The organism is Nocardia sp. NPDC050697, from assembly GCF_040654395.1.
Lineage (GTDB): Bacteria > Actinomycetota > Actinomycetes > Mycobacteriales > Mycobacteriaceae > Nocardia.
The window spans coordinates 451,283-469,088 of record NZ_JBFAHY010000001.1 but is presented as its reverse complement, the minus strand read 5'-3'; the positions used below and the strand labels follow the sequence as shown (position 1 = coordinate 469,088).

The following is a 17,806-nucleotide window of genomic DNA, read 5'->3' as shown; positions in this document are numbered from 1 at the left end:
TTCTCCTTCCGATGGCGAGGCCGCACCGGGTGGTCCCCGACACAATGAAGGTCCTCGCGTGAGCCACATCACCGACCGACGTGGCGGACGGATTATGTGTTCATCGACCGGTCACCTCCGAAGGGGTTTTCCCGGTGACCGGGACAAACCGCCTCAGGAGCGGTCACGGGGGCGGACGAAGACCCCCTCGGCCACTACCGTTACATCGCCTGCGACGGCAACGTGGCCGGTCGCGAAGGTTTTGGCGCCCTCATGGCGCACTGTCCGCGCCTCGCCGCGTATCGGGCCGAGCGGGGTCGGCCGCAGGTAGCGCAGCGTCAGGGTGCCGGTGACGGCGGGCCCGCCGGGGCGCTGTGCGACCGAGCCGAGGAGCTGGTCGAGAATCAGCGCCGAGACCCCGCCGTGCACGCAGCCCGGCGGCCCTTCGTAGGCGGCGCCGAGCTCGGCCTCGCTCCACACCGAGCCGTCCGGAGCGCGCTCGACGACGAGCGGCGGCGCGATTCTTCCTGGGATTCATCCTCACCTCCGGACGTCACCTTCGGCATCGGCCGTCAGGCACCGCAATGTCCGATTCCGGTCAGCGGGCTCGGAAGCCGCGGAAGCGGCGCAGGTAGCCGGGGAGCCCACGCAGCGGAACGGCCCGCGGCCAGACGTCCGGCCGGAAGTACGCATCGCTGCCGCCGTCCACGAAAACGACGCTGCCGCAGAGGAAGCGCGCGGAGTCCGAGAGCATCAGCAGCACCCAGTCGGCGAGGTCGTCCGGATCGCCGAAGCCCCCGATCGGCACGGGGAAGCCGCGGATGGCCGCGGCCTCGGCGGGGGTGGCGAGCTGCTTCTCCAGCAGCGGGGTCAGCACGGCGCCCGGGGCGAGCACGTTGAGCCGGATCCCGGCTCCGGCCCAGTCCGCGGTCACCGCGCGCCGCCGTGCCCAGCGGGTCACCGCGATCTTGGAGGCGGCGTAGGCGATCGCGGGCGCGTTCCGGCCGAAGATCCGCACCGCGCGCAACGCGCGTTCGACGTCCCCCGCCAGTAGGGCGCGGATCGCCCGCCCCGGTACGGCGGGGACGGTGGTAGTCGAGTTGCTGCCGAAGACGACGACTCTCGCCTCCCCCGCGGCGGCGAGCGCGGGACGCCAGCCATCGAGCAGCTCGACCACCCCGCGGTAGTTGACCTCGTAGATCTGGCGAGGCCGGTCCGCGCCCGGCGCCGGCCCGACCCCCGCTGCGAGGACCACGCCGTCGAGGCGGTCGCCGGCCGCGGCGAGCACCTGTTCGATCGCCGACCGCCTGCCCTGCCCGGTGCCCAGGTCGGCCACGACCTCGGCTTCGCGCAGATCGACGCCGACCACCGTGTGCCCGAGCGCACGCAGCTTGTCCGCCGCGGCGCGGCCCATACCGGATGCCGCTCCGGTCACGACGTAGACACCCATAATTCTCCCGCTTCCCGCTGTTCCAGCATCGACACTCGATGCCGCGCAATATTGACACACCTCGCCAAAACTGGTTCGCTTTTCTCTGTGATCGGTTCAGCTCCCCCCTCTCGCCGCCCCGGACGCCCCTCGGTCCTGGACTCCAAGGCCGTCACCGCGAGCGCGCTGCGCCTGTGGTCGGAGCGCGGCTTCGCCGGTACGAGCTGGAACGACCTCGCCCAGGCCACCGGCATCAGCGCCCGCACCCTGCTGCGGCACTACTCGTCGCGAGCCGAGATCGCCTGGCTCGGTGTGGCGCCGGCGACCGAGCGACTGCGCGCCGCACTGGACGGTGCCGCGGACGGCCTACCGACCGCGGCCATCGTCCGGGGCGCGATCGTCGAATCGGTCTCCCACGATCCGCGGCTCCACGAGGTGGCGCCGGGGTGGCTGCGCCTGATCTCGGCCGAGCCGGAACTCGCCGCAGGCGCGCCGCGTGCCTACCAGCCGTGGATCGAGACCCTCGCCCGCTACTTCGCTCTCCGCCTGCCCGCCGCTCCCGCCGCCATCTGCCGAGCACTCGCCACCGCGTACCAGGCGGCCACCTTCGCCGCCCTGCTCGAGTGGGCCGACGCGGGCGCGAACGGTGACCCGGCCGACGCCGTCGAGCGCATGCTGCGCTGGCTGGACGTACACGCACCGCTCACCACTTCCGCCGACCTCCCCGCTCCAGCCCGAACAGAGGAATCCCGATGACGACATCGTCCATCCCGGCCCGGCCGGATCCACTCGCCCCCGCGCAGCTCGGCCCGATCCAGCTGCGCAATCGGATCATCAAGTCCGCGACCTTCGAGGGAGTCACCGCGGACGCCCTCGTCACCCAGGCACTGATCGACTTCCACGTGGCGGTCGGGGCCGGCGGCGCCGCCATGACCACCGTCGCCTACTGCGCGGTCGCCCCGGAGGGCCGCACCGAGCGCGACCAGATCTATTGGCGCCCCGAGGCGCTGCCGGGGCTGCGCCGGCTCACCGACGCCGTGCACGCCACCGGCGCCGCCGTCTCCGCGCAGATCGGGCACGCCGGGCCGGTCGCCAACTCGCGCTCGACCGGATTGCCCTCGCTTGCCCCATCGAGGCGGCCGAATCCGCTCGCGATGGGGCTGGACCGCGCCGCCACCGACGACGACATCCACCGCATCATCGAGGCTCACGCCCAGGCCACCAGGTACGCCGCCGATGTCGGGTTCGACGCCGTCGAAGTTCACCTCGGCCACAACTACCTGGCCAGCTCGTTCCTGAGCCCGAACATCAACCGCCGCACGGATCGCTGGGGCGGGTCGCTACCCAACCGCGCGGAGTTCCCGCGCCGGATCCTGGAAGCGGTGCGGGCCGCGGCAGACGGGCGGATCGCGGTGCTGGCGAAGACGAACATGGCCGACGGCGTGCCGGGGGGGCTGTGGCTGGACGAGTCGCTGGCCTTCGCCCAGTTGCTCGAGCAGGACGGCCACCTCGACGCCCTGGAGCTGACCGGCGGCTCCTCGCTGTTGAACCCGATGTACCTCTTCCGCGGCGACGTGCCGCTCCGGGAGATGGCCGAGACCCAGCACGGCATCGTCAAGCTCGGCATGAAGATGTTCGGCCGCTTCGTCTTCCAGCACTACCCCTACGAGCCGCTGTACTTCCGCGACTACGCCCGCCAGTTCCGTAACGCGTTGACCATGCCTTTGGTGCTGCTCGGCGGCATCACCGACCTGGCCGCGATCGACACCGCGATGGACGACGGATTCGAGTTCGTGGCCATGGCGCGGGCGCTGCTGCGCGAACCCGACCTGATCAACCGGATCCAGGCCGACTCCGCCACGCGGTCACTGTGCATTCACTGCAACCTGTGCGCGGCGAGCGTCTTCACCGGCACCCGCTGCCCGCTGATTCCGCAGGAGGCCGACCATCCTGCGGAATCAGCGGCCGCGCCTTCGTGACCTGCTTCACATGAGGCCGGGGATGTGGCACTATTCCTATTAGAAATAGCCACGTCAGACCCGTGGCACGTGCGACGAAGGAGTCAACGCATGACGATCGCGCAGGACGTGCGGCCCGCTGAAGCCAACACCCCCAGCGCCCTACTCGACCGGCTCTCGCTCGTCCTGGACGCCTTCGACGGGCGGGACAGCCTCGGCCTGGCGGAGATCGTCGCGCGGACCGGCCTGCCGCGCTCCTCGGCCCACCGGATGCTGGACCGGCTGGTCCAGCTCCGGTGGCTGAGCCGGGAGGGCCGCAACTACAGCCTCGGCATCCGGCTCGTCGAGCTCGGCTCGCTCGCCGTGCACCAGGACCGGGTGCACGCCGCGTCCGCCGAGCACCTGCACCACCTCTACCGGACCACCGGCATGGTGGTGCACCTCGCGGTGCTCGACGGCGCGGACATCGTCTACCTCGACAAGCTCGGCGGCAGGCTCGCCGCCTACGTGCCGACCCGCATCGGCGGCAGGCTGCGCGCGGACCGATCCGCGCTCGGCAAGGCGCTGCTCGCCTCGGCGGGACGCGACGAACCGGGCGATCAGCTCATCCGGGAGCTGGGATACGCCGTCGAGCGCAACACCACGCTCGACGGGTTCGGCTGTATCGCCTCCCCCATCGGCCCGGCCGGTGAGGCCACCACGGCGGTGTCGATCTGCGGGCCGCTGTCGCGCATGACCTTCGACAGCCGGATGACCACGCCGGTCCAGCTGACCGCGAACGCCATCTGGCGCAGCATGACCTCCGGGGTTCGGATCACCCCGACCCTGCAGCGGCGCAATATCCTGCGCTCGCTGCCCACCGCCCCGAGCGTGCTCGCCGAGGGCTGACGCCTCCCCGAGGTCAGTCCTCCCCCACCGTGCGCCAGATTCCCGGATGCCGGGGCACGGGCAGCTCGTTCTCGTCGTGCGCCGCCACCTCCCGATAGCGCGCCGCCGCCCCGTCGATGTCCTCGAGCAACTGCTCGGCCAGCGCGATCTCGGCCTCGAAGTACCGCTGCGACCAGCGCAGGCTCATCTGGGTGAAGGCCCAGCCCGGCTCCGGCTCGGAGCGGTCGGCGTGCCGCGCGGCGCGGCGCGCCTGCTCGCGCAGGTTCTCGATGTGCGCGTGCACGATCCGCTTGAGGTGGTCGGGCTCGTGCAGGTGGCCCATCCACAGCCGCAGCATCACCCCGTGCTTGAGCACCGGCATGTCCACCTCGGCCTCGAGCGACCAGTTGCGCAGCGCCCGCAGCCCGGTGTCGGTGATGCCGTACAGCCTGCGCCCGCGCACCCCCTCGTCGGCGACCTGCCGGGAGCGCACCAACTCCAGGTCCTCCAGCTTCTTCAGCTCGGCATAGACCTGGCTCACCGACGGGCTCCAGTAGAAGAAGCCGATGCTCCAGTCCGCCCACTTCTTCAGGTCGTTGCCGGTCAGCTCCTCACCGAAGGCGAGCATGCCGAGCACCGCCCAGCTGGTCGCGGGTAGGCCGGGGTAGGAATCGTCGGCGGTCACGCCCGGAGCCTACAAGGACATCGACTGCGTCCGGGATCGGCAACTCCCGGCCACCGGGAGGCTCAGCCGCCGGTCAACGGCCCAGCACCTACCTTCGATCCCATGGACGAGTCCACCCTTTACATCATCGACCGGGTCGTGGTCAGACCCGGCACCGCGCGAGAATTCATCGACGCCTACCTCGCCGGCTACGCGCCCGGCGCGCGAAATCGGGGCCTGACCCTCGAGCGAATCCTGGTGAGCCCGCCGGTCTGGATCGAGGGTGAGACGAACACCGTCACCGCCACCTGGACCGTCACCGGCAGTAGCGAGTGGTGGGCGGCGGCGGTAGCAGGCAGACACGACCCGGCGCCCGCGCAGTGGTGGGAATCAATGGCATCCATGATCGTCGGCCGATCCCGCTCGACCGCGAGCCGTGCCCAGGACGTGGAAGGACTCTGCGATGTATAAGGTGACCCGCCTGCTGCACCTGGCCGAGCCCGGGGACGACAACAGCGCTGCGACGGCCGTCGAGCGGGTGACCGCGGCGGCGGAGTCCGCCGGCGCCGAGCACGTGCTGGCCGCGCGCACCCTGCCCGGCGTGCGCAACGGCGGCGACATTCTGGTGCATCTGCGCTTCGGTACCGAGGCGGCGTGGACGAGGCACCGCGCGACGATCGACGCGGCCACCTCCGGCCCCGCGATCCGGCACACCGACGGCGTCGAGTACGAGACGGCGCCGGTCGGCCGCAGCGGCCGCAGGCCGGCGGCGGGCGGTGGCGGGGTATACCGGACGCTGCTGCTGCGGGTCGACGCCGGCGCCGACCCGGCCGAGGTGCGCCGGTTCGAGCACGGCACCCTGCAGATGCCCGCGCACATCCCGGCCATCCTGGCCTGGCAGCTGAGCCCGGTCCGGCAGGCCACCGGCAGCACGCGCTGGACCCACGTGTGGGAGCAGGAGTTCGCGGACGTGCACGCGCTGCTGGGCCCCTACATGCACCACCCGATCCACTGGGGTCACGTGGACCGCTGGTTCGACCCGGAGTGCCCGGAGCAGATCGTCAGGGACCGGGTCTGCCACAGCTTCTGCGCGATCGAGGCGCCGGTCATCGACACGGCGGTCGAGCTCCCCGCGGTCCGGGCGGGCTGAGCCGGGACCGCGGGAAACGGGGCGGGCGGAAGGGAGCTCAGCGTCCCAGGAAGGCCAGCACGGTGGCCTCCCAGGCTTCCTTCTGCTCGATCATCACCCAGTGCCCGCAGTTCGGGAAGATGTGGATCTCCCCGTTGCGCAGGGTGCGCAGCGGCAGCAGCGCCATGTCGACCGGGCTCACCCGGTCGTCGCGGCCCCAGGTGACCAGCACCGGGGCCGCGATCCGGCCCAGCTTGGCCCAGCCGGGCACCTCGGCGGCGCGCGCCGCCTCCGCCATCCGCGCCAGCGCCGCCCGGCCGTACATCCGGCGCGAGTTCTCCAGCGTCGCCGGATCGGTGGCCTGCTCCCAGCGCTGCTCGATCAGCTCGTCGGTCACCAGCGCCGGGTCGTAGACCATCGAGTACAGCCACGCGGTCAGCGCCTCGCGGGTCGGGTTCTCCACGAACTCGCCGAGCCGGATGATGCCCTCGCCCGGGGAAGCGCTGAACAGCGGCGTGCCGATGCCGCCGATGGTGACCAGCCGCTCCACCCGCTCGGGATGCGCCAGCGCGAACTCGGTGCCGACGAAGCCGCCCATCGAGTTGCCGACGATCCGGACCCGGTCCAGCCCCAGTCCGTCGAGGAAGGCGCCGACCGCCTGCTGGGCCGAGAGCATCGGGTGCGCAGCGCCGAAGTCGTCGCTGACCCCGAAGCCGGGAAACTCCAGCACCAGGGTGCGGTAGTGCGCGGCGAACGCGGGGACATTGGCGCCGAAGTTGCGCCAGCCCGTCACGCCGGGGCCGGAGCCGTGCAGCATAAGCAGTGGCGGGCCGTCGCCGCTCTCGCGGTAGCGCAGCACGCCCTGCTCGGTGGGCAGTTCCCGCAGCTCGGGGAGGATTCGGGAGTCGACCGATGTACTCATACCACGAGCCTGCCACCGCGGCGCGGCGCTCCCGGCGCGATCTCCCGGTGAGCGGCACGCCTTTTCGCGCCGCGCAGCCGCGGCTCAGTGCAGCCGCGGGATGGCGTCGCCCGCCGGGAGCTCGATCCGGGATTCGGGCAGCAGCTGCTCACGCACCGCCCGGTCGATGGTGCGGTGCAGCACCTCGCAGCCGCGCTCCTGGTGCCCGACGCCGCGATCCGCGTCCGCGATCACCGGGCAGCGACCGGCATCCCCGGTCCACTGCACCGACGTGTGCGCGGCGCTGAACTTCTCGATCAGCACCCGCTGCCCGCAGCGCTCGCAGGCGAGCGGACGCAGCGTCATCGCACCGCTCCCGGCTCCGCGAAGCCGTAGCGGCCGCGAAAGAAGATCAGCGGCGCCAAATCGGACGCGTAGAGGTGCCGCACCCGGGAGACCACGATGGTGTGGTCCCCGGCGGGGTGCTCGGCCTCCAGCTCCGCCTCGATCCAGGCCAGGCTGCCCGCCAGGATCGGCGCCCCGGCCGGGGACGGCTGCCAGTCCAGGCCGCGGAACTTGTCCGCGCCGCGCGCCGCGAGCTGCCTGCACACGGGCTCCTGGGCCTCGGACAGGATGTTCACCGTGTAGTGCCCGGCCGCCCTGACCTTGGGCCAGGACGAGCTGGTCGCCCCCACGCAGAAGGCGATCAGCGGCGGCTCCAGCGAGACCGAGGTGAACGAATTGGCGGCCAAGCCGGTCGGCGCCGCGGTCTCCGGATCGATGCCGGTGATCGCGACGACGCCGGTGGCGAAGTGCCCGAGCACGGTGCGCATCAGCGCCGGATCGAGTTCCGGGAGCTCCGCTGTCGCGGTCTCGCTGCCGATGGAGGTCATCCCCTGCTCCTCATGGGTCGACGAACACACACCGTGACGGTAGAGGCCGGGGTCATGCCGGAGCGGGGCCTCTCCCGTTGGCCGGAACACCCGTTGCGGCCGGCAGCGCCGGATCCGCGAGCGGTACCGCGGTTCGCGGCCGCGCCAGCACGCAGTGGGTGTCGTAGAAGATGGTCGGCATGCACTTGTTGCAGTGGATGCAGAGCGATTTCGCACCGTGATCGGCCCGGATCCGGTTGATCAGGTCCGGCTCGCGCAGCAGTGCCCGCGCCATCGCCACGAACTCGAAGCCCTCGGCCATCGCGGTGTCCATCCCGGCCTTGTCGGTGACGCCGCCGAGTAGGATCAGCGGCATCGACACCGCGGCGCGGATCTGCCGCGCCGATTCCAGCATGAACAGATCCCGGTAGGGGTAGCTGTGCAGGAACAACTTCCCCGCGACCTTGACTCCCGCCCGCATCAGCGGCGACATCACCGCCGCGAACTCGGCGAGCGGCGCGTCGCCCTTGAACAGGTACATGGGGTTGAGCAGCGAACTGCCGATGGTCAGCTCGATGGCGTCGAGGGTGCCGTCCTGCTCCAGCCACTGGGCGACCTGCGCCGCCTCGTCCAGCCAGAACCCGCCGGGCACCCCGTCGTCCATGTTCAGCTTCGCCAGCACCGCGATCCGGCCACCGGACGCCTCGCGCACCTCGGCGGCCACCTCGCGCACCAGCCTGGCCCGGTTGCGCAGCGACCCGCCGTAGGCGTCCTTGCGCTTGTTCAGGGCCGGGCTCAGGAACGAGCTGGCGAAGTAGTTGTGCCCGAAGTGGATCTCCACCGCGTCGAAGCCGGATTCGATGGCGAGCCGGGTCGCGGTGCCGTGCGCGGTGCGGATGCGGGCGATGTCGGCGAGCGTTGCGGCATGCGTGAGCTGCGGGCCCATCGGGCTGATCCGCCGCGACGCCGCCAGCGCCGGGAAGCCGTTGGACTTCGCGCTGGCGACCGGCCCGGCGTGCCCGATCTGCGCCGACGCCGCCGCGCCTTCGGCATGGACCGCGTCGGTGAGCCGGCGCAGGCCGGGCACCGCTTCGTCCCGCATCCAGAGCTGGTCCGCCTCGGTGCGGCCCTCGGGGGCGACCGCGCAGTAGGCGACGGTCGTCATCCCGACCCCGCCCGCGGCGACCGCCCGGTGGAACTCGACGAGCTGGTCGCTGACCAGCGCGCCGGGTGCCATGTGCTCGAAGGTCGCGGATTTGATGATCCGGTTGCGCAGCCGCACCGGGCCGAGCCGGGCCGGTGCGAGGACGTCGGGAACCTGGGCTGTGGTCACGACGGTGCCGCCTTTCAGTGGGGGGTGAAGGTGAGATCCTCGGGATGCGGCTCGCGCAGCATCGTCCAGTAGTCGACGAGGCGCCACGGGCACGGCACGACCGCGCGGCCCGCGCTGTTGCGGTAGTACCCGTTGACCTCGGCGCCGGGGTGTACCCAGACGGTCTCGTCGAGCGCCTCGTCGACGCGCCGGTTGTAATCGTCCAGCGCCTCCGGCGTGACCTCGAGTGCGGCGAGGTCGTTCTCCAGCAGGTACTGCAGGCACTCGATCAGGTAGTGGACCTGTTCCTCGCCGGTGATGTTGTGCCCGGCACCGTGATTCGGCGCCGAGTTCGGGCCTGCGGTGACGAACAGGTTCGGGAAGCCGGGCGCCTGTACTCCGAGGTAGGCGCGCGGGTCCTCACCGCCCTTCCACACGTCGGCCAGCATCCGGCCGTCCCGGCCGGTGATGTCGATGGTGGTGGTGAACTGCAGCTGGAACCCGGTGGCCAGGATGATCACGTCGGCCGGGACGAACTCCCCGTCCGTGGTGTGGACTCCGTCCGGGGTCACCTCACGGAACGAGGCGCGGTGCAGCGTCACGTGCTCCCGGTTCAACGCCTTGAAGAAGCCCGGGTCCTTGACGATCCGCTTGGCGTACGGGCGGAAGTCGGGGGTCAGCTTCTCGATCAGGTCCGGCCGGTCCGGGAAGCTCTGCCGCAGGTACTCCTGTGCGGTGCGCAGCACCATGTCGTTGGCCGGGGAGGCGGACAGGTGGGTGGCGGCCCACTCCCTGTCGATGCGCGGCAGCGGGTACAGGTTGTCCGAGGCGAACCAGTAGGTGCGCAGCCGGAACCATCGGTCGTAGAAGGGCAGGTTGGCCTGCGCCCACTTCTCGCCGGCGGGGACGTCGCCGCCGACCGTCTTCTCCGGCACCAGCCAGTGCGGCGAGCGGACGACCACGTCCAGCGCCTCGACCTGGTCGACGATGCTCGCCACCACCTGCACCGAGGTGCAGCCGGTGCCGAGCACGACGACCCGCTTGCCGCTCAGGTCCAGGCTCGTGTCCCAGTCGGCGGTGTGCACGACGGTGCCCGCGAAGGTGTCCATGCCGGGGACCTCGGGGACATTGGGCTCGTTCAGCATGCCGAGCGCGGTGACGACGGCGCGGGCCCGGTGCCTGGTGACGGCGCCGCCGCGGTCCTCGGTCACCACCTCCCAGCGGTTCTCGTTCGCCAGCCAGGTCGCCGAGAGCACGCGGGTGCCGAACCGGATGTGCTCGCGCAGCCGGTACTTCTCGACGACGCCGAGCAGGTAGTCCTGGTACTCGGGGCCGGTCGGGTAGTAGCGCGACCAATCCGCCTTGAGTTCGAACGAGTACGAGTAGTAGTGGCTGGGGGTGTCCACCGCCGCGCCCGGGTAGGTGTTGCGGTGCCAGGTGCCGCCGATGTCGTCGTTCGCCTCGAACACGGTGTACGGGAAGCCGGCCTCGCCCAGCTTGATCGCGGCGTTGATGCCGACGATCCCGGCGCCGATCACCACGACGTCGAAGTCGGCGGGCGGCTGTACCGTCACCGGGACGTGGCGGCGATCCTTCGCGAACCCGGCCTGCTCCAGCAGCAGCGGGACGAATTCGGCGTCCACCCGCTGCGCGGTGCAGATCGTCGCCATCCGGCGGAACAGGTCGTCGTCGGGGACGTCGAGCGCGGCGACGGCATCCGGTGTCAGCAGTTCGCGGGCCCTGGCCCGGATATCGGCGGCGACGTCGTCGGGGTAGGTGCCCGGCGGCACCGTCGGGCGGGTTCCGGTGCGGTAGTGGTTGCCCGGCTCCTCGATCGACAGTCGCGCGCCGAACTCGTCCAGCAGCCCGGTGTCGCCGGTGACGTGCACGAGCGACATCAGCAGCGGCGCCGGCTCGCACTCGGCGATGGCCTGGTGGAGCGCGGTTTCGGACGCGATGGAGACGGTGTCGGTCATGAGCTACCTTCCGGAAGTGGGACGCCCATCCGGGCGAGCATGGCGCGGGGGTCCGCGGGTGGGCTGAGGGTGCGCAGCTGCTCGCCGCGCCGGTCGACCGCGCCCCGGCACATGGCGTCGTCGGAGAAGACCCAGAACGCGCCCCCGGCGATCTGCTCGATCATGTGCTCGGCGGCCGCCAGCGGGTCGAGGCCCTTCTCCTCGTTGTCTCGCTGCATCGCGGCGAACACCGCGTTCGCGGTGGGGTTCGCGGTGGGCGCGTCGCGCTGGGCGGCGCGGAAGATCTCGCTGCGGATCGAGTGCGGCACGACGGCACTGACCTGGATCGGCGCGCCGATCACGGCCAGATCCTGGTGCAGGCACTCGGTCATCGCCTGGACGGCGAACTTGCTGACGATGTACGGCGACTGCACGGCCACGGTGTTGATGCCGCCGACCGAGGAGAGGTTCGCCACGCAGGCCGGGGTCCCGGCCGCGAGCATCCGCGGCACGAACGACCGCACGCAGTAGAAGACGCCGTCCACGTTGATCTGCATGAGCCTGCGCCAGCGCGCCGGGTCGATCTCCCACAGCAGCCCCGCCGACTCGACCCCGGCATTGTTGATCAGCAGCTCGATGCTGCCGTGCCGGTCGAAGAGGGTCGCCGCCATCGCCTCGACCTCGTCCGGGTCGGAGACGTCGACGCCATAGGGATCGGCGTCGCCGCCGGCGGCGACGATCTCGGCGGCCACCGCGGCGGCGCGCGCCTCGTCGATGTCGGCGACGACGACGGTCATGCCGAGCGAGCCGAGGTGCTCGGCCAGCCCCCGGCCGATACCCGCCGCGGCGCCGGTGACGACGGCGGTGCCCTGTGCGAAGCGCTTGCGTGCGACGTCGCTCATCACATTCCCTCCGGCCGGATGTTGGGGTTCGCCCAATCGGGTGGCTGCCTGCGCGGCAGTTCGGCGCCGCCGTCCAGTGCGTGCACCCCGGTGCCGGTGGCGTACGGGTAGTGCAGGCTGAAGGCGACCAGCCCGGTGCGGTCCGCGGCCGGGGCGGTGCACATCTCCAGCACCGTCTGCGCCAGGTACTCGACCGGCTCGGTGTCGTACCCCTCGGGCAGCAGGGTCGCCGCGCCGGGGGTCATGATCGCGGTGGACGGGCCGACCGCGTTGACCGCGATGTTTTCGTCCACGAGTTCGGCGGCCAGCCCCTGGGTGAACCGGTGCAGCGCGGCCTTCACCGACGCGTAGATCACGTCGCCGGAGGTCTTGTTGTACTCGCGGAACGGCCGGATCGGGTTGAGACCGGTGGATGAGCCGATGTTGACGATCCACCCGGCACCCTGCTCGCGCAGGTGCGGGATCGCGGCGCGGCTGAGCACGAACGGCACCTCGAGGTAGTGCTGCACGGTGCGGTGGAAGGTGGCGTCGCTCATCTCCGCGACGGAGCTGTAGTCGGCGAAACCGGCGTTGTTGACCAGGATGTCGAGCCCACCGAGCGCCTCGGCGGCCCGGTCGACCAGGCCCGCGCGCTGCTCGGCATCCTCCAGGTCGGCGGGGAGGGCGATCGCTGTACCGCCCGCCGCTTCGATCAGCCGCACCGTTTCAGCGAGCGTTCCGGAAAGCACGTGGGTCGCACCGTCGCGCACCGACGGGCTCGGGTTCAGCGCGCGCGCGGTGACCGCGACGGCGGCGCCCTCGGCGGCCAGCCGCTGGGCGATGGCGCGGCCGATGCCGCGGCTGCTGCCGGTGACCAGGGCCCTGCGGCCCGCGAGACGGCCGCTCACGACACCTCCAGCACGTCGCGCATCATGGCCCAGACCTGTTCGCGCGCAGGGCCGGTCAGCGACAGGCTCGGGAAGGTCAGGAAGCCGTGGAAGAGCCCGTCGAAGCGGTGCGCGGTGACCGGCACGCCTGCCTCGGCGAGCAGGCGGGCGTACTCCTCGCCCGCCGAGCAGGGCGGGTCGAGCTCGGCGGTCGCGACCACCGCGGGCGGCAGCCCGGCCAAGGATTCGGCTTTGCTCGGCACCAGGTACGGGTTGTCGGTGCCGTCCGGCGCGTACTGCTGCCAGTACCAGCGCATGGCGCCGGTGGTGTTGTAGTAGCCCTCGCCGTAGCGCCGGTAGGACTCGGTGGTGAAGTCGTCGTCGATGACCGGGTAGAGCATGATCTGCGCGGCGATCCGCGGCCCGCCGCGGTCGCGGGCGGCCAGGCTCACCGTTGCCGCCAGGTTGCCGCCCGCGCTGTCGCCGGCCACCGCGATCCGCTCCGGGTCGCCGCCGAAATCCGCGGCATTGCCCGCCGTCCAGACCAGCGCGGCGTAGACGTCCTCCATCGCCGCGGGCCCGGCGCTCTCCGGCGCACGGCGGTAGTCCACCGCGACCACCACGACGCCGACCGCGGCCGCCATGGACCGGCAGAATTCGTCGTGACTGTCCAGGTCGCAGAAAACGAACCCGCCGCCGTGCGCGAAGACCACCACCGGCAGCGGCGCATCCCCCCGCGTCTCGGGTACGTAGACGCGCAGCGCGAGCGCGCCACCCGGGCCGTCGATCGTGCGGTCCTCGGCGTGCTTCGTGGCGGGCTGCCTGGTGAGCGGCGCGCGCCGGGACACGATGAGCTCGCGCAGCTCGGCCGCGCTGTGCTCGGTCACGTCGGGGAACGACTCCAGCGCCGAGAGCATCGCCTCGACCTCCGGGTGCAGGTCGGACCGTCGCTGTCCGGCCATCTCGACCACGTCCTTCTTCGTCGTTGGGAGGGTCAGCCGGCCGCGGGGGCGCTCAGCTCGAAACCCTTGTATCCGGCGGCTGCCACCTCGGCGCAGAGCGCGTTGTAGTTGCCGAACCCGCCGATGTACGGCATGAACACGCGCGGCTTACCGGGGATGTTCGCGCCCATGTACCACGAGTTCGCGGTCGGGAACAGCGTCCCCGCCGCCTTGGTGTTGCACTCGGTGACCCACTCGTCGACGGCCTGCTCGCTCGCCTCGACAGTGCCGAAGCCGTGCTCGTCGAGGTGGTCGAGGCAGCCGACGATCCAGTCCACGTGCTGCTCGGCCATCAGCACCATGTTGGCCAGCACGCTGGGGCTGCCGGGGCCCGCGAGGATGAACATATTGGGGAACCCGGCCGCCGCGAGCCCCAGGTAGGTGCGTGGCCCGGCGGCCCACTCGGCGCTCAGCTCACGGCCGTCCCGGCCGCGGATGTCGATCCGGGCCAGCGAGCCGGTCATGGCGTCGAAGCCGGTGGCGAAGATCAGCACGTCGACGTCGAAGGACTGCTCGCTGGTGCGCACCCCGGTCTCGGTGATCTGTTCGATCGGCGTGCGCCGCAGGTTCACCAGGGTGACGTTGTCGCGGTTGTAGGTCTGGAAGTAGCCGCTGTCGGTGACGATGCGCTTGGTGCCGATCGGGTGGTCGTTCGGGATCAGCTGGTCGGCGAGTTCCTGATCGCGCACCATCTCCCGGATCCTGGCCTCGACGTACTCGCGGGCGGTGTCGTTGGCGGCCAGGTTCGTCGTCTGGTCCGGGAATGCCTTGGCGAACAGGTAGCCGCCGCGCTGCCACCACTCGTCGTAGATCCGGGTCCGCTCCTCGGCGTCGACCTCGAGCGCGCTCCTGGGGTACGGGCTGTTCGGGGTGCCGCCGCCGCTGATCCGGGACAGCCGGCGCCGCTCGGCGTAGTTCGCCTTGACCTCGGCGATGAACTCCGGGTCGAGCGGGCGGTTGCCCGCCGGGATCGAGTAGTTCGGCGTGCGCTGGAAGACGAAGAGCCGCTCGGCCTGCTCGGCGATCACCGGGATGGCCTGGATGGCGGAGGAGCCGGTGCCGATGACGCCGATCCGCTTGCCGGTGAGATCGACGGGGTCGTGCGGCCACTCGCCGGTGTGGTAGGTCTCGCCGGCGAAGGTGTCGCGCCCCGGGATCTCGGGCTTGTTGGTCGCGGACAGCACGCCGGTGGCCAGGATGCAGAACCGCGCAGTCACGGTCCGGCCGGTGTCGGTGGAGATGGTCCAGCGCTGGGCCCGCTCGTCGTAGACGGCGGCGCTCACCCTGGTCAGGAAGTCGTAGGCGGAGCGCAGGTCGTGCCGGTCGGCCACGTGCTCGAGGTAGCGCAGGATCTCCTCCTGCGTCGCGAACCGCTCCGACCAGGTCCACTCCTGCTGCAACTCCGAGTCGAAGGAGTAGGAGTAGTCGATGCTCTCGACATCGCAGCGGGCGCCCGGGTACCGGTTGTGATACCAGGTGCCGCCCACGTCCTCGGCGGATTCGAATCCGTGCACCCGCATGCCGCGGCCGCGCAGCCGGTGCACCGCGTACAGGCCGGAGATCCCCGCCCCGACGACGACGGCGTCGAAGTCGCTGTCCTGATTTGTCACGTGTTTCACTTCCCTCGATGAGGTGATCGTCGGCTGGAGCCACACCGTAAGTCGCGCAATCGCTTCCGGAACGGCGCGCTCCCATCCAGCGGTCCTCGGGTTCCTGGAGCCGGCGCCGCCGCCGCGGGGGCGCCGGGGCGGGTGGCACATCCGCGCCCCGGCGCCGGTCATCGGGTACGGCCGCGCCTCAGGCGCCGACCGTCTCCGTGGCGGTGGCCGCCGCCTGGTTCCCGGCCGCCTGCTGCTGCGCTTCCTTCATCTCCCGCATCCACATCCACTCGTGGCCCCAGTAGCTGTCCGCGGTGATCTCCTCGGCGGTGTAGTAGCTCTCGTCGACGAGCTTGCCGCCCCAGCCGTACTCGATGTCCCAGCCACCCGGCACCCGGACGTAGAAGGAGATCATCTTGTCGTTGGTGTGCCTGCCGAGCGTGGAGGAGACCGGGAAGTCCCTGGCCAGCACCTGGTCGTAGGCGCGGCCGACGGCGTCGAGGTCGTCGACCTCGACCATCACGTGGATCAGCCCCGGGTCGCGGCCCGCCAGGCTCGGCATGATCGCCAGGCTGTGGTGGCGCTGGTTCACGCCCATGAAGCGGATCCGCAGCGGCGGCGCCTCCGGCGGGGTCGGCATCCGGAAGGCGCCGCGGGACAGGAACCCCAGCGTCTCGTTGTAGAACGCGAACGATTCGTCGAAGTTGGTCGTCGGCATGACCACGTGCCCCATGCCCTGCTGTCCCGTGACGAAACGCTGGCCGTACTTGGTCAGCACCGGGCTGTGCTCCAGGACCGGGCCGTGGAAGAACTCGAGCGGCGTGCCGCCGGGATCCTTCATGCTGAACCCGGCCTCGACCTTGCGGCGATCGGCCAGCTCCTGCGGCATCGGCGTGATCTCGAACCCGGCGCCGGTCAGGTGCTCGGCCAGCCTGCGCAGCGCCAGCCCGTCGCGGACCTCCCAGCCGACCGCGGTCACCCGGTCCACGTCACCACGCTCCACGGTGATGCGCGCCGGGCGCTCGTCCATCCGGAAGTGCAGGGCGTCGGTCTCCGGGCCGAAGCCGGGCGCGAAACCCAGCACCTCGAGCCCGAGTTCCCGCCAGCGCTCCATGTCGGTGGCGACCACCCGGACGTAGCCGAGCCCCTTGATTTCGGTCATCGTTGCTCGCGTTCCTCTCGAACCGGTCAGATCATCACGCGCAGCGGCCCCGGCGGGACCTCCACGCCAAGCGACGCCAGCGCGGCGGCGTGGTACGTGGTGCTCGTGACGTGAATGGCGTGGTGCAGCCCGGCGTGGGCGTCGCGCCAGAACCGCTGCAGTGGGTTGTCCATGCGCAGCGCGTTGCCGCCGGCCCGGTCGAACACCTCGTCGGCGGCGCGGACCGCGCGCCAGGCGGCGCGCGCCTGGTCCCGGCGCACCCGGGCGCGGGTCTCGAAGTCGATCTGCTCGCCGCGGTCGACCATGTCGTAGATGCGGTCGACATTGGCGAGCAACTGCTGACGGGCGGCGTCGATCTCGGAGGCCGACTCGCCCAACGCATGCAGCACGTACGGGTCGTCCTTGACCACGGTGCCGGTGGCGCCGACCCGGTTGCGCTGGTAAGCGACGCCCGCGGCGAGCACGCCCTCGCAGATGCCGATGGTCGCCGAGGTGATGCCCAGCGGGAACATGGTGGACCACGGCATCCTGTAGAGCGTCTCGGTGGCGCCGTACTCCTGGGCGGCGGTGCCGTCGATGACCTTCGCCGAATCCATCACCCGGTAGCCGGGGACGAAGGCGTCCTTGACGACGATGTCCTTGCTGCCGGTGCCGCGCAGCCCGACCACGTCCCAGGAATCGGCGATGATCTCGTAGTCCGCGCGGGGCAGGATCACGTGCAGCCCCTGCGGCGGCATGAGCGGCTTGCCGTCCGCGCCGCCGACCATGGCGCCGAGGAAGATCCAGTCGCAGTGATCGGTACCGGAGGAGAACTGCCAGCGGCCGTTGAGCCGGTACCCGCCGTCCTCGGGCACGGCGACGCCGCCGGGCATGTAGGGCGAGGCTTGCCAGGTGTCGCCGTCGGCGCCGAGGACCTCCTCCTGCACCTTCGGGTCGGCGAAGGCGAGCTGCCACGGGTGCACGCCGACGATCCCGCCGACCCAGCCGGCCGAGCCGTAGATGCTCGCCGTCTTCATGACGGTCTCCGCGAACTCCCGCGGGTGCGCCTCGAAGCCGTTGTACTTCTTGCGCTGCAGCAGCCGGATGAGCCCGGCCTCCTTCAGCTGCTTGGCCATGCCGTCGGAAAGCCTGCCGAGCGAGTCGGATTCGTCGGCGGCGGCGCGGAGGTCGTCGGCGATGGCGACGATGTTGTCGAGAACGGTGTAGGTCAT

The 17,806-nt window shown here is 71.2% G+C and carries 18 protein-coding genes and 1 pseudogene; 5 read left to right on the top strand and 14 right to left on the bottom strand.

Going from position 1 to position 17,806, the window contains the following annotated elements; genetic code table 11:
• Nucleotides 1–153: 153 nt before the first annotated feature.
• A pseudogene (locus tag AB0H71_RS02390) lies at nt 154–501 on the bottom strand (PaaI family thioesterase); the annotation flags it as partial.
• A gap of 76 nt (nt 502–577) precedes the next feature.
• Entirely contained in the window at nt 578–1,429 is an 852-nt protein-coding gene (locus AB0H71_RS02385) for an SDR family oxidoreductase (protein WP_357014087.1), read from the bottom strand.
• An 87-nt stretch (nt 1,430–1,516) separates the two neighbouring features.
• Between AB0H71_RS02385 and AB0H71_RS02380 the strand changes: the two genes are divergently transcribed.
• The 3 genes from AB0H71_RS02380 (at nt 1,517) to AB0H71_RS02370 (ending at nt 4,254) form a co-directional block, all read left to right on the top strand.
• A complete protein-coding gene (locus tag AB0H71_RS02380; RefSeq protein ID WP_357014084.1) occupies nt 1,517–2,164 on the top strand; it encodes a helix-turn-helix domain-containing protein in 648 nt (215 codons plus the stop codon).
• Nucleotides 2,161–3,387 (top strand): NADH:flavin oxidoreductase, encoded by a 1,227-nt coding sequence (locus AB0H71_RS02375; protein WP_357014082.1) that lies wholly within the window; start codon nt 2,161–2,163, stop codon nt 3,385–3,387. The genes AB0H71_RS02380 and AB0H71_RS02375 overlap by 4 nt, the downstream gene beginning before the upstream one ends.
• Nucleotides 3,388–3,477: 90 nt before the next feature.
• A complete protein-coding gene (locus tag AB0H71_RS02370; protein ID WP_357014079.1) occupies nt 3,478–4,254 on the top strand; it encodes a helix-turn-helix domain-containing protein in 777 nt (258 codons plus the stop codon).
• A gap of 13 nt (nt 4,255–4,267) precedes the next feature.
• Here AB0H71_RS02370 and AB0H71_RS02365 read toward each other — a convergent pair whose 3' ends face one another.
• The gene (locus AB0H71_RS02365) at nt 4,268–4,861 is read right to left on the bottom strand and encodes a PadR family transcriptional regulator (RefSeq protein WP_357016108.1); all 594 of its coding nucleotides are present in this window, start codon (nt 4,859–4,861) and stop codon (nt 4,268–4,270) included.
• 159 nt (nt 4,862–5,020) lie between these two features.
• Between AB0H71_RS02365 and AB0H71_RS02360 the strand changes: the two genes are divergently transcribed.
• Together AB0H71_RS02360 and AB0H71_RS02355 are read left to right on the top strand one after the other, a co-directional pair.
• Nucleotides 5,021–5,368 carry a hypothetical protein gene (locus AB0H71_RS02360; RefSeq protein ID WP_357014076.1) on the top strand — a complete coding sequence of 116 codons (348 nt, stop codon included), beginning with the start codon at nt 5,021–5,023 and terminating at the stop codon, nt 5,366–5,368.
• The gene (locus AB0H71_RS02355; protein ID WP_357014074.1) at nt 5,361–6,047 is read left to right on the top strand and encodes a Dabb family protein; all 687 of its coding nucleotides are present in this window, start codon (nt 5,361–5,363) and stop codon (nt 6,045–6,047) included. The genes AB0H71_RS02360 and AB0H71_RS02355 overlap by 8 nt, the downstream gene beginning before the upstream one ends.
• A gap of 37 nt (nt 6,048–6,084) precedes the next feature.
• Here AB0H71_RS02355 and AB0H71_RS02350 read toward each other — a convergent pair whose 3' ends face one another.
• The 11 genes from AB0H71_RS02350 to AB0H71_RS02300 form a co-directional block, all read right to left on the bottom strand.
• Nucleotides 6,085–6,948 (bottom strand): alpha/beta fold hydrolase, encoded by an 864-nt coding sequence (locus AB0H71_RS02350; RefSeq protein WP_357014071.1) that lies wholly within the window; start codon nt 6,946–6,948, stop codon nt 6,085–6,087.
• An 84-nt stretch (nt 6,949–7,032) separates the two neighbouring features.
• Nucleotides 7,033–7,293, bottom strand: coding sequence for a hypothetical protein (locus tag AB0H71_RS02345; RefSeq protein WP_357014069.1), 261 nt, complete (start codon nt 7,291–7,293; stop codon nt 7,033–7,035).
• Nucleotides 7,290–7,820 carry a flavin reductase family protein gene (locus AB0H71_RS02340; protein ID WP_357014066.1) on the bottom strand — a complete coding sequence of 177 codons (531 nt, stop codon included), beginning with the start codon at nt 7,818–7,820 and terminating at the stop codon, nt 7,290–7,292. Before AB0H71_RS02340 ends, AB0H71_RS02345 begins: the two co-directional genes overlap by 4 nt.
• Nucleotides 7,821–7,872: 52 nt before the next feature.
• The gene (locus AB0H71_RS02335) at nt 7,873–9,132 is read right to left on the bottom strand and encodes an NADH:flavin oxidoreductase (protein WP_357014064.1); all 1,260 of its coding nucleotides are present in this window, start codon (nt 9,130–9,132) and stop codon (nt 7,873–7,875) included.
• A gap of 14 nt (nt 9,133–9,146) precedes the next feature.
• Nucleotides 9,147–11,087 carry an NAD(P)/FAD-dependent oxidoreductase gene (locus AB0H71_RS02330; RefSeq protein WP_357014061.1) on the bottom strand — a complete coding sequence of 647 codons (1,941 nt, stop codon included), beginning with the start codon at nt 11,085–11,087 and terminating at the stop codon, nt 9,147–9,149.
• Entirely contained in the window at nt 11,084–11,968 is an 885-nt protein-coding gene (locus tag AB0H71_RS02325) for an SDR family NAD(P)-dependent oxidoreductase (RefSeq protein WP_357014058.1), read from the bottom strand. The genes AB0H71_RS02330 and AB0H71_RS02325 overlap by 4 nt, the downstream gene beginning before the upstream one ends.
• Entirely contained in the window at nt 11,968–12,855 is an 888-nt protein-coding gene (locus tag AB0H71_RS02320; RefSeq protein ID WP_357014056.1) for an SDR family NAD(P)-dependent oxidoreductase, read from the bottom strand. The genes AB0H71_RS02325 and AB0H71_RS02320 overlap by 1 nt, the downstream gene beginning before the upstream one ends.
• Nucleotides 12,852–13,796 (bottom strand): alpha/beta hydrolase, encoded by a 945-nt coding sequence (locus AB0H71_RS02315; protein WP_357014053.1) that lies wholly within the window; start codon nt 13,794–13,796, stop codon nt 12,852–12,854. The genes AB0H71_RS02320 and AB0H71_RS02315 overlap by 4 nt, the downstream gene beginning before the upstream one ends.
• Nucleotides 13,797–13,828: 32 nt before the next feature.
• Nucleotides 13,829–15,445 carry an NAD(P)/FAD-dependent oxidoreductase gene (locus AB0H71_RS02310; protein ID WP_357014051.1) on the bottom strand — a complete coding sequence of 539 codons (1,617 nt, stop codon included), beginning with the start codon at nt 15,443–15,445 and terminating at the stop codon, nt 13,829–13,831.
• Nucleotides 15,446–15,632: 187 nt separating this feature from the next.
• On the bottom strand, nt 15,633–16,595 hold the full coding sequence (locus AB0H71_RS02305; RefSeq protein ID WP_357014049.1) for a VOC family protein: 963 nt from the start codon (nt 16,593–16,595) through the stop codon (nt 15,633–15,635).
• 26 nt (nt 16,596–16,621) lie between these two features.
• Nucleotides 16,622–17,806 carry an acyl-CoA dehydrogenase family protein gene (locus tag AB0H71_RS02300; protein WP_357014047.1) on the bottom strand — a complete coding sequence of 395 codons (1,185 nt, stop codon included), beginning with the start codon at nt 17,804–17,806 and terminating at the stop codon, nt 16,622–16,624.